Source organism: Photobacterium sp. MCCC 1A19761 (genome assembly GCF_037389125.1).
Classification (GTDB): Bacteria; Pseudomonadota; Gammaproteobacteria; order Enterobacterales; family Vibrionaceae; genus Photobacterium.
Window position 1 is genome coordinate 1 of the sequence record NZ_JAZGTF010000002.1, and the last position, 12,022, is coordinate 12,022.

General features: G+C 50.9%; 9 protein-coding genes and 1 tRNA gene. 3 read left to right on the plus strand and 7 right to left on the minus strand.

The features are described 5' to 3' along the window. Window positions 1-620 precede the first annotated feature (620 nt). Window positions 621-923, minus strand: a complete 303-nt coding sequence (locus tag VV869_RS02760; RefSeq protein ID WP_337733471.1) for a hypothetical protein — start codon at window positions 921-923, stop codon at window positions 621-623. Between the two features lie 588 nt (window positions 924-1,511). On the opposite strand from VV869_RS02760, the gene VV869_RS02765 reads away from it, so the two are divergent. Continuing rightward, window positions 1,512-1,588: transfer RNA gene (locus VV869_RS02765), tRNA-Pro, on the plus strand. A 1,039-nt stretch (window positions 1,589-2,627) separates the two neighbouring features. After that, window positions 2,628-4,106, plus strand: coding sequence for an alanine/glycine:cation symporter family protein (locus tag VV869_RS02770; RefSeq protein WP_337733472.1), 1,479 nt, complete (start codon window positions 2,628-2,630; stop codon window positions 4,104-4,106). Between the two features lie 69 nt (window positions 4,107-4,175). Here the strand turns inward: VV869_RS02770 and VV869_RS02775 are convergent, their stop codons facing one another. Then, window positions 4,176-6,824 (minus strand): TIM-barrel domain-containing protein, encoded by a 2,649-nt coding sequence (locus tag VV869_RS02775; RefSeq protein ID WP_337733473.1) that lies wholly within the window; start codon window positions 6,822-6,824, stop codon window positions 4,176-4,178. A gap of 375 nt (window positions 6,825-7,199) precedes the next feature. Here VV869_RS02775 and VV869_RS02780 point away from each other — a divergent pair, with 375 nt between their 5' ends. Further along, complete coding sequence (locus VV869_RS02780) at window positions 7,200-7,565, plus strand: hypothetical protein (protein WP_337733474.1); 366 nt, start codon at window positions 7,200-7,202, stop codon at window positions 7,563-7,565. Window positions 7,566-7,675: 110 nt separating this feature from the next. Here VV869_RS02780 and VV869_RS02785 read toward each other — a convergent pair whose 3' ends face one another. The 5 genes from VV869_RS02785 to VV869_RS02805 form a co-directional block, all read right to left on the minus strand. Beyond that, a complete protein-coding gene (locus tag VV869_RS02785) occupies window positions 7,676-9,121 on the minus strand; it encodes an alanine/glycine:cation symporter family protein (RefSeq protein WP_337733475.1) in 1,446 nt (481 codons plus the stop codon). A 144-nt stretch (window positions 9,122-9,265) separates the two neighbouring features. Continuing rightward, the gene (locus tag VV869_RS02790; RefSeq protein WP_337733476.1) at window positions 9,266-9,736 is read right to left on the minus strand and encodes a hypothetical protein; all 471 of its coding nucleotides are present in this window, start codon (window positions 9,734-9,736) and stop codon (window positions 9,266-9,268) included. Window positions 9,737-9,856: 120 nt separating this feature from the next. Continuing rightward, complete coding sequence (locus VV869_RS02795) at window positions 9,857-10,183, minus strand: hypothetical protein (protein WP_337733477.1); 327 nt, start codon at window positions 10,181-10,183, stop codon at window positions 9,857-9,859. Window positions 10,184-10,329: 146 nt separating this feature from the next. Beyond that, complete coding sequence (locus tag VV869_RS02800; RefSeq protein ID WP_337733478.1) at window positions 10,330-10,968, minus strand: beta-phosphoglucomutase family hydrolase; 639 nt, start codon at window positions 10,966-10,968, stop codon at window positions 10,330-10,332. 156 nt (window positions 10,969-11,124) lie between these two features. After that, window positions 11,125-11,931, minus strand: coding sequence for a transporter substrate-binding domain-containing protein (locus VV869_RS02805; RefSeq protein WP_337733479.1), 807 nt, complete (start codon window positions 11,929-11,931; stop codon window positions 11,125-11,127). Window positions 11,932-12,022 lie beyond the last annotated feature (91 nt).

The following is a 12,022-nucleotide window of genomic DNA, read 5'->3' on the forward strand; positions in this document are numbered from 1 at the left end:
TCTGTTGTTTTCCCTGATTTGATCAACAAAGCCTTGTTGAAGCCTAACCGGTATACCACAACCAAAAAACGGAGAGCCTGGCTCTCCGTTTTTTGTTGTCTCTGTATTGGGTTTCAGACGCACCCGAATATATTTTTATCGTATTTTTTTGATGCGGCTGATTACATATTTGCGGCAAGCCGATTATAGAACGTAAATTCCCCGCCCTATCGTATGGACATTCGATATAACGCAGACGTGCGCCCGGTCAACGTGTCGATTGCGCGGCATTCCACAGAAACAACAGCACGGTTGATTTATTCCCTGATACCTGACCCCTCGTCAACAGGCACTTTCCCGAATGCCATCTCCCCTATACGATCGAAATCGAAATAAGGATTTCACCCATCCGGCGATTTTCCTGACGGGATGATTTGCAGACTTAGATTGACCTGATGTCCGGGAGTAAAGATAAATCCCTATCACTATTTGCAACATTTGATCGTAAAACTTCTGTCAATTTTTTACGATTCAAATGCTGACAACCGACACTGACAATACAAGCGGCAGATAAAAGAATTCCATCAACGGACATACCGCTGTGTTGAAAGTCTGGATAAAGCGTGATGTGTTTTGAAAAGTTAGTCTTGTTGTTTCAACACCAGATCTTCAGGGTGAACGCCATCCTTTTCCATTTGGGCCAGGATTTCCGTCATACGAACCTGACGTGCTTCCTCTTTAAATTCATAAAGCACAGCAATCAGGTCATTAATCTTTTGCAGTGGAATACGCTTGATGACGGCCTTCTGACGACCCGGAACTTCGTCCGCGAAATCAATCAGCATTTGACGATAATCAACACGCTCTTCTTTTGTTGAGCCGTTCGCTTCAACGTTTTTTAACATAGCGGTCAGTGCTTTTTCAGCAGCTGCAAAACTATCCATGAAATATACCTCTTAAATCACAAACCAACTTGGTCTCATTCAGGCATTACATTGAAGCTTGAACGAATAATAAGTTGTTCGGCATTCGCCTCAGAACGAGATTGCCAATTAATATAAAAATTAATAGGCACACAAAAGGAATCATAAAGGTTGGTAACTGCCTGCCAAACTCATCGATTAGAACGGAGAATCAATTCACACCCTAATTATAATGGAAATTTGTCGCTGTGCAGCGCAGAGAGGCATTTACGTGCAAATCATACTCTCAGTTTTGTTTATTGTGAACTTAAATTTTAGCGATTTCTCAAATAAAGTCTCTGCCAGCATGCAGTGCAACGTGAACCCGACCTCACCGGAAGCCAAGTCCTTCACAAAACAGCATGTTACCTCGCTTTCAATGAAACATACCCGCTGCCTGACACTTCAGATGATGATGCCCAGAACCTCCTCTAACTGCTGAGAGTTCGAGCATTTAATCTCACACCATCACTGTTTTGGTAGATCGATCACACTTTAGCCTTTGCTTTCCGAGCTGCTTGTTGCTAATTTAAAGCCGTCGATAAGACCATGAATATAATGGCCTTTTGGCGGACATTAGCGCAGTCTGGTAGCGCACTACTCTGGGGGAGTAGGGGTCGCTGGTTCGAATCCAGTATGTCCGACCAAAGGGCCTTTTTTGTATCTGAACGATATGAACAACGATACTGAACATGAAAACGGTGATCGATTATCACTACCCGCCCCTTTCGTTAGATGAGATCGCTTTTCCCTGTCTGTCCCTGTCACAGGCGCAGAATAAAAACTTGCGATGAATCCAACTTTCCACCGCGCAATATATGAAACCCATGGAACTCACAGTATGATTCCAGAGTATAACAGGGAGGATAACCAATGAAGCTCGATCCGATTTGTAATCAATGCGGACAATCTGATGAGTTTTTTGTGTCAGAAGATAATGTTTATATCTGTATTTGCGGACACAAATGCACAGATATTATTGAAATACACGAAGACGAGGTCCTGAAGCCGGCACTCGTGCACTATCACCATCTGCTCAAGCCCCAGTATACCCACTAAACCGATGCATCCTTATATAGCTTCAATTTGGGAGCTTCTATTTGGATTGCATCCACATTACATCAAGTCGCCTGCTCCCGGACGGGGGCATCATTGTGTTTTCAACAACATCTTCCCCATCCATCACTGCTCAAATTACACCCAGCACAGCGTTTGAAAGATCGCCAGTTGTTAAAATTTAGCAATATAACCCCACAATGAATAAGTTAAATTTTCTGAATTTTAAGTTAAATTCAGGTTAAAATAATTCTTTTGCCTAATTGTGCAGCGTTCGATTCATTCCTGCTCACATCATGCGAATACAAATATAACTCATTGATTTAATTTGTTAATATTTATTTACATTCAACAAATAACAGTAACTTGCATATTTATCATTTAAGAAGTGTGACTTAGATCGCAAGTGGGCTTCAGAATTTCATGCTAACTTTCTGCACCTTCACAAGTCGAAGCATCCGATTTCATGTTTCACAATTGTAAATGCAACTGGTTACCCATGCAGACACCTTTGTGAGCAACCAACAAGAACACATCTGAAATCGGTCAATACGAACTGTCACTTAAATGGACGTTCCGGTTCGCTCAGTGAGTCACAAACTTGCTGAGCCAGTTAAACAGGAAAATAATATGAGTGCTACACACGAAACTTGGTTAACCTCGCTCAATGACGGCCTGCTGGCAATTATTGGTGAAGTTAATGATGTACTTTGGGGCTATCTACTTATCTACCTGCTCGTTGCAGTGGGTATCTACTTTACTATTCGCCTCGGTTTCATCCAGATTCGTCAATTCAAACACGCCGTTGATGTCCTGAAGAGCGGGAAAGATGTTGATAACGGGATCAGCTCCTATCAGGTATTCTGCACCTCAATGGCTGCCCGTGTCGGTACCGGGAACATGGCTGGTGTCGCTGTTGCCCTGACTGTGGGCGGCCCGGGCGCTATCTTCTGGATGTGGTTAATCGCCATGTTCGGGATGTCAACTGCGTTCATCGAGTCAACCCTGGCGCAGGTGTTCAAAACCAAAGATGTCGACGGTCAATACCGTGGCGGCCCGGCCTACTACATGGAAAAAGGTCTGGGCATGCGCTGGATGGGCTCGCTGTTTTCAGTCTGTCTGATCATCGCCTTCGGTCTGGTCTTCAACGCAGTTCAAGCCAACACCATTACCGATGCACTGAACCACTCGTTTGGTTTTGATAAAACTGTGATGGGGATTGTGATTGTCATCGCAGCGGCCTTCTTCATTATGGGTGGCCTGCGTAAAGTCGCAGAAGCTTCCTCTCGTATCGTTCCGGTGATGGCGATTGGTTACCTGGCGATTGCGATGGTGATTGTGGCGATGAACATCACCGAGCTGCCTGCGGCCGTTGCTCTGATCGTCAAGAGCGCGTTTGGCTGGGAAGAGGCCGCTGTCGGTGGTGTGGCTTACACCATTTCGCAAGCCATGCAGAACGGTATCGCCCGAGGCCTGTTCTCGAACGAAGCCGGTATGGGTTCTGCGGCCAACGTGGCAGCCAGTGCGACACCAAACCCGAACCACCCGGCCTCTCAGGGCTTTGTTCAAATGCTGGGTGTTTTTGCGGATACCATCGTGATCTGTACAGCTTCTGCTGCGATGATTATGCTCTCTGGCGTCATGGATCAGCCAAATGCCGCGACCGGCATCGGCCTGCTCCAACAAGCCCTGAGCAGTGAGCTGGGCAGCTGGACAACCTACTTTATGGCTGCTGCCATCCTGTTGTTCTGCTTCACCTCGATCATTGCCAACTACACCTACGCCGAAACGAACATCATGTTCCTGAACGGCAACAGCAATAAAGGTCTGTTCATCTTCCGCCTGTTCGTGCTGGCGATGGTCATGTTCGGTTCTGTTGCGTCGCTGCCGGTTGTCTGGAGCCTGGCAGATGCATCCATGGGGGTCATGGCGCTGGTCAACATCATCGCACTGGTGCTGCTGTCACAGCTGGCCATCAAAGTGATTAAAGACTATGAAGTGCAGCTGAAAGCCGGTAAGACGCCTGAGTTCGACCGCTCGAAGTTCCCGGAACTGGAAGAGCTGGACGGTGCTTGGCACCCGGAGCAGCCGAGCACGGCAAACAAATAACGCAATTTCTATTGCCATGAATGAAAACAGCCAGCAATTTGCTGGCTGTTTTTTATCCCCAGAGCCCGTTTATTCAAACCGGACGTTGATCTCCAGTGGCTGTCGGACATCCACCGCCGGGTTGCTGATCCGCACCTGGTCGCCCTGTTGCGTCCATTCGACAACCGGCTTGCCGTTCAGCGTCACAGCCGCAACCTTCTGCGTCAGCCCGAACCACGCCAGTTGAATTGGCCGCTGTTGCAATGCACCGTCGTAGCTGCCTTCCGTGGTCACCTGTAGCGCAACCCCGTTTGTTGTTTCACGAGTGCTCAGCGTCGTCTTCCGCACTTTCCCCTGCAGATAAGCATGTGTCTGCCCATCATCTTCATACAAGGTAAATGCACCGGATTTGCCGTAAATCCGCGCCGCCAGGGCTTCCGGTACATCACTGCTCATCGGCATCGATTGCTGTGGATTGACCGGAATAATCGCGCCCTCCCGGGCATACAGCGGAAGGGTCATTACCTGATCCTGATACAGCGGTACAGATGACAACCACTGGCCCTGGCTTTCAATGGCCCGGCCGGTACGATAGTCATACCAGGTGCCACGCGGTAGGTAGACATCCACGCTTTGCTGACCCAGTTTGGCCACCGCGGCCCCCATCAGAGACGGACCCATCATCTTTTGCGCCGGCAGGTTATGCGCCAGCTGGTCATCACCGAAGTAATACTCCAGTGACGGATAGACCGGCTCGGCAGCCAAATGGGCCCGGTGGGCCAGTGAGTACAGGTAAGGGATTAACTGATAGCGCAATTGGATACTGGCCAGATTACTGGCTTGATCGCCGACGCGATCGGGCGCAGTTTCTTTACAGTTACACAAGTTTTCCGTATGCGGCCTGACCGGCACCTCAAACAGGGCGCTGTAGGCAAACCATTGGGTATAGGTTTCATCCAGTGCCTGCTTCCGTTTCTCCGGCACCACGCTGAGGGCGCTGCGGTGAAAACCGCCAATATCCGAGCTGTAGTAATCCATGCCCGACAGCATCATATTCGGCTGCATACTGAACTGAGTCGCCAGACTTTCCACATTGGTGCCGATATCTGCCGACCACATCGTCGCACCGAAACGTTGAATGCCCGGAGCACCGGAGCGAGACATCATGAAGGGTCTCGTCTCCACCTCATTTCGCTGATAGCCGGCGTAAATACTTTCCAGCCACTTGTAGTTGAAAATATTATGAACTGCATTGTGCGACTTCCCACCGGCATAGATCCCCTGCGGGTTATACATTTCCGGCTCACCCAAGTCGGTCCAGTGACCTAATATGCCCATCTCAATCAGAGGCTGGCGTTTCCAGTCATGCCAGGCATTCCCGGCTTCCGGTTGGGTCCAGTCAATCATGCCGCCTTTACCCCACCAGTAGCCGTAACCATTGGGATCTGAATCAATCGGCTGCCCGCTTTGGCGATCCTGGACCAGGTAACCGTCTTCTGCCAGCTTGGTGTGCTCTGCCAACCCGTCACTGACATAAGACTCTTCGATCAGCATCATGCCGACACCCTGCTCTTTGAGCTGCTGGATTTTTTGCGCCGGATTCGGAAAATGCGCCTCATCCCAGGTCAAAGTGCCCATGGCGCTGGTTGAGCTGAAGGCATCGACATTGCCGAACCACTGCAAATCCATCACCACGCCATCCAGCGGAAACTTGTGCTCAGCCAGGGTGGTCAGTTTATCATCCAGCTCTTGCCAGTTATCGAAGCCATACTCAGACAACCATAATCCAAACAGCTTTCGGGGCGGAACCAGTGGATTGCCGACCAAAGCCATATACTGCTGGCGCAGATCCGGCAGATCATCACCGGCGATGAATAGAAACTTCGGATCGTCTGCCAGCTGGGAGATCTGCCAAGGGGCCTGGGTAAAATCCCATTCCGCGGAATAAACGGTATCCAGATACACGGCATAATTTTTTTGCTGCGGGTTGAGCGCATACAAGATCGGAAACTGGGTATTCCCTGTGCCGCCGCCCTGGAACCCTTCCATCTTATTGCCACCATGGCGTTTATGTCCCAGCCAGTTGGCATTCAGCACGCCCGGATCATGAAACTCCTGCCCCAGCCCGTTGAGCTGATAATCTCCTGGTGAGTCGAGGCTAAAACCGTTGCCCTTACCCGGACAGATTTCGCTCAGCTGGCCGTGGCGCTTTGACGTGACCGTCAAACACAGGCTCTCGGGTGCTACCGTGACCTGCAATGACGCCGTCGAGAATCCCTGTTCAGTCTTCACCACCGATGCTTTGCGGGCCAGCCCTTTCAGATCAATCAACTCAGTGGTCGGCAGTGCCTGATTGTCCGGATACGATGAAAAGGCGACATGCAGCACGTCATCGTTAATGACATCAATCGACAAACTTTCAACGGGCTGGCGGGCTTTCTCCACCAAACGGGCCTGATGCTGCGCAACAATCGCCTCACCAAGTTGGTCGCTCAGTGCCTGTAAAAACAATGGCTCACTGTAATACGTCTTCCCTATCAGCGGTTTCAGCGCCTTGCGCAGATCCACATCCGGAATCGCCTTGCGCATCCGGAACACCTGCGCGGCATCCAGCCGGTAACTTTCCAGATTCTGATAACGGAAATGGGTGCTTTCAGCCGCTGCTGCACCGCTCATCGCCAATAAGCCTGGCACTGCCAACCCCAGCAGCCACGGGCATAATCGTTTGTTTCGGGTCATCGTGATTCCTTTTCAGCTCGAGGCGGAGCGATAACTACCAACCTGTCCAACACCTGCATGAACGGTGGCTCCCCCTGCTGAAACGCAATATACGACGCGCGAAAGCACCTTAAAAGCAATCAATATCAATAATTTAGTTATTTAACACCTATCACTAAATGTGCAGATGAAAAGTTACCCGGGTCACAGAATGCAGGGCTATCTGTCAATTACAATCTCTGTCACTGCACCCAAATATTGTCCTTCCCCCACCTCCTCTTGAGCGCTGCTGCGATGATTTTTTAGCCGATAGAAGCAGCAAATCGGCCTGATCGCTTTAAACTGATTCTGAGCTGCTTTACTATGCCTCTGCAATTCACCTGAGGACAACACGCCATGCAACAAGTCAACATTGCCCCGAATCCACAAATCGCCGTAATCTTCAAGGGTTGGGCCGAAGACTGGGCGAAAGACAGCCAAGCGAACCAAAAAGATATGGCGACCAAATTCCACACGGTCTACACCATTGCCGCAGACTTGTTTTCAAAGGGGGGTGAGATTGAGCTGACCTTTATTTCTGCGTTGTTTCAGGACTGCAAGACCAAGCTTGAAATGGCTGAAGCGATGAACCAGAAGATCAAGGCAAGCCTGAAGGCAGACGACGCGCGTGCTGAGCTGCTGATTGCTAAAGTGAACCGCGCCGCTCAGGATGCGGCGCATGTGGTTCGTTATCTCGGCCAGCTCCTGAAACCAACTGCTTGAAAACAACTGTTTGAAGCCGACAGCTTGAAACCTGCAGCCTGATACCAGAGATTTGATAACAGGCGCTTGAGATACCAGACGCACAGGCCCGGGCGGCCTGTGCGCTCGACTTAAGACGCTTGCCCGTCCGTTTGCGACGACTTCGGCTTCCAGGCTTTCAAATCAACATCCAGATCCGGAAACTTCTTCGGATCAAAAACCGGATGCTCGACCCCGGCCTTCAGCTGCCGTTTGTAATCCTTGAGAATCCGGGTCAGGGTTGGGAACAACATCATCAACGCCAGCAAGTTCACAATCGCCAGTACCCCCATCAGCGGATCGGAAAAGAAGAAGACTGAGGTGGCTCCGGGTGCAACCGCCCCCATAAATACGATCCCAATCACCACCACCCGCAGCACAAACACGGCAGCTTTGCTGCCGGACATGAAGGTCAGGGCATTTTCCCCCAGGTAGTAGTTATAAATAATCGAACTGACGGCAAAGAGCAGGATCGCCACAGTCAGGAAGTACTGCGACCATTCACCCATATGCGACACCAGGGATTGCTGTGTGAGGACGACTCCGTCAATATCCGCAGCACCAGGGACATACACATCCCCCAGCAGGATCACAAACGCGGTACAGCTACAGATCAGGATCGTATCAATGAACACCGACAAAGACTGTGTGATCCCCTGGCTGATCGGGTGAGACACTTCGGCGGTCGCCGCCACATTCGGCGCCGAACCCAGTCCGGCTTCATTCGAGAACAGGCCCCGGCGCAACCCCTGCGCCAATGCGGCCCCCATCCCACCGCCAACCGCTTCTTCCAGGCCAAAAGCGTTGGCAACAATACTGCTGAGCACGGCTGGAATATGGGTAATGTTCATCAAAATCACCACCAGCGACATTGCCAGATACCCGACGGCCATAATCGGCACAATGATGTCCGCCGCTTTAGCAATCCGCTTGATCCCACCAAACACGATAAAACCGGTCCCGATCGCCAGTAGGGCGCCGGTCCAAATCCGGTCGATCCCCAAACTATCCTGCGCGGCACCGGCAACGGTGTTACCCTGGAACGCGTTGAATCCAAGTGCAAACGAGGCGATCAGACACACGGCATACAGGTATGCCAGCCAGCGGTAGTCTTCTCCCAGGCCGTGAATGATGGTTCGGGCCGGCCCCCCGCGATAGGCTTCACCTTCTTTGCGTTTATACAGTTGGGCCAGTGAACACTCCACCAGGCTGGTGGCCATCCCGACCAATGCGATCGCCCACATCCAGAAGACCGCGCCGGGACCACCCAGGGTAATCGCAACGGCCACCCCGGCGATGTTCCCGCCACCGACCCGGCCACCGACGGAGAGCAGCAGTGCCTCCCGGCCCGAAATGGCATCTTTGTCTGCGGTTTGATTTTTATTAAGCAGGACCCGGAACATGCGTCCGAAGAAACGGAATTGGACGAATCCGCTGACAATGGTAAAGAAAAGGCCCAGGATGACGAGGAAAGGTACCAGCGACCATCCCCAGGTGAGATCACCGATGATCCCAAAAAAGCTCTCTAAAAATTCCATACCCACTCCGAATTCGTTTTCTTCTTTTGACCATTCAGAGTATAGACAGGGCTATTCAATCCAGTTGTCAGGGATTTGCGTCCTTTCATGCTGATCTCAGCGATGAAAATCACGCACAAAAGAGAAAAGAACAATCTTGGTTCTCTAGCCGACGGGGACCTCAACACAATTGCAGCACAGCTGTTGGACATTCAGATATCCGGCCGCACACCCGAGATCACAGGTCCGGCAAGTGGCAAAATAAGCCGGATTGTTCAGGGCGATGAGTAACCCCTGGATGGCTTCCAAAGCGTCTTCACAGCGGAAGGTTCCGAGGGTTTGCCAACGATGGACCGGCTTTGCATCCGGTTGTTGCACGACGGTACAGAGGGTGAGCTTGATCGGTCGGAGTGGGTCATCCTGGCAAGATGGCAAAGGCGCCGCGCTGAAAAAATCAACAGCCATCCATGAAGTCAGACTGAGCATCGGATAAGGGCTGCTGAGATCATCCAGCGTTAAATAGTGTGTGCGCGGAATATGGGACTCGACCAGCAAGCTCTCGATATAGACTAAAGCCCCCTGGCGTAAATGCTCGTCAATATAGACCATCTGCTGTGACAGCAGATGGTGAGCCACCGATAATTGTTCTACAGAAAAGACCACAGGTACGACAACTTACTGTTTTGCGGTTAAATCGCTTCACCGGCCGCACATCGCAATGTGATGCTGGGTTCAGCCGGGTGCAGCATTCAGGGGCTACTTCGGAATATTGAAACTCTTGTCATCTGCGCAGGTGAAGGTGTAATAATTACTGCGCTCATTAAACACAGAAAAGCCTTTCCCGTAACAATAGGCGCCATTGAGCTCGTTCATATAGGCCAGCGTTTGCTGATCTTTCACCAGGAAATAGCTTTCATTGTCGCACACCACCCGAATTTTACCGTCTTCCCCTTGTGAATAAGACTTCACTTTGGCACCACACAGCGCAAAGCTTAAATCAATATACTCATCAGCGCGCTCATCGACAGATTTGGCACACCCGGCCAGGAAGATCGGCAGCAACATTGGCAAAATAGCTTTCACAGAGGATCCCCCGAGTCATATTTCATATCTTGAATTTATCAGGGCATTATGATCAGTTTATACAACCGGTGCAACAGATTGAGGGAAGTAAAACAAGTGTTTGCGGGGATTATCATCACTTCGCCTCCCCGCTGGTTCAATCGGACTCACCCCATGATTTCAGGCAAACCCGAAACCGAATGCACCCGCCCGTCAGCACGGCACAGTTCCCCCAATGCCCCTTCAACAATCATCACGCAATCCATCCCGGCCGCCAGAGCAGCACGCTTCCCCAGGTCGGTATCTTCAAAGACCACGCAGTCCTGCGGATCCAGTCCAAGTCGCTCAGCCGCCCGGAGAAAGGTATCCGGATGAGGCTTGTGATTGTCCACATCATCAGCGGTTACCAGCGCATCCAGCAAAGGCAAAATTGCGGTCTCTTCCAGTAGCGGCGCTGCATACTTGTGTCGGCTGCCGGTGCCCACCGCAATTTTCTTCTCGGTTTGCAGGCGTTTAAGCAACTGAAAGGTTTCCGGGATCACTTCGCCTCGGTTAGGCAATGCAGCAAAAAATTCGCCCTTGGTGTCTGCCAGACGATGAATATCGAAGTTTTGTGCATAGCGACGGTTAATCGCCTGCGCCGTCTTCAGGGTCGGCAGTCCGCCCAGGCTGTAGAACCAGGCTTCATCGAACGGGATTTCAAATAATTCACAGGTTTGTTTCCAGGCATAGACGTGGGCAGGCATCGAATCGATCAACGTGCCGTCCATATCAAAGATCAATCCTTTGTAGGCTGAAAAATCCATATCACTCCTTGCGATAACATCATTACTGATCTGGTGGCACTCAGCCCTCCCCGATCAACCTATCAGTCCACCATGTCATTTTTATTGCGTCCGTTCAACGCCAAAGATGGACAATTTTTCACCGCCTCCATCACCTCGCCTGTCTTTACCTGAGGCTTAAGGAATATCCAGACTCACCATGCCCCATTTCCGGGCAACCCGGTCAAAAAAACCCTGTGTCTTTTTCAGCTCAATCCAGTGATTGACGTAATTGATCCAAATCTGATCTTCTTTCGGCAGCAGCATGGCAACCGGGGTTGGCCGTCGCATGCCCTTCACCTTTGCCACCGCCAGCTGAGGAAACCGGTTTGTCAGTGTCGCCGCCTCAATATTGGAAATCACAATCGCCGTAGCCTTATCCGCCAGTAACTGCTGGTAATCTCGCAACGGCGGTTGAATCACATCGTGCCGGGCTTCCGGAAACAGCTCCTTGGCCAGACTCTCCTGGGTGGTCCCTTCCCGGGAAGTAATGGTGATCAAATGACTGTTGAAATCTCCCCAGGAACGAAAGCGACGAAAATGTTTTTTCTGTATCACCGGGACATAAGCCAGATAAAAATACGGCTGGCTGTAACCCGCGACCCTGGCCCGTTTCAGGTTCAGTGTCGCACTTCCGGTCATATCATACTTACTGGTGATCACCCCGCTAACCAGTGCTTTCCAGTCTGTGGCCACATATTCCACTGTGACGCCCAGATCTTTGGCCAGCTCCGTGGTGATATCAATATCAAAGCCTTTGTAGAAGTTGGTGGACGGATCGCGCATCGTCATCGGTGCCCAGTCACCGGTCGTTCCGACGCGTAACACACCCCGGTCAATGATTTGTTGCAGGCGGCTGGCCGCAGCGAGTGATGGCTGAGATAAACAAAGCAGAAGGAGTAAACCGGCAAAGAGAACAGGATTCGGGGTGTACAACGCTCTCATAAAACTTCTCCGCAAAGACAGCTGAAAACACAAGCGCATACGTTTAAAGATAGCAGTCTTTTGACACCCCACTTCTCAAATAAATAGCATT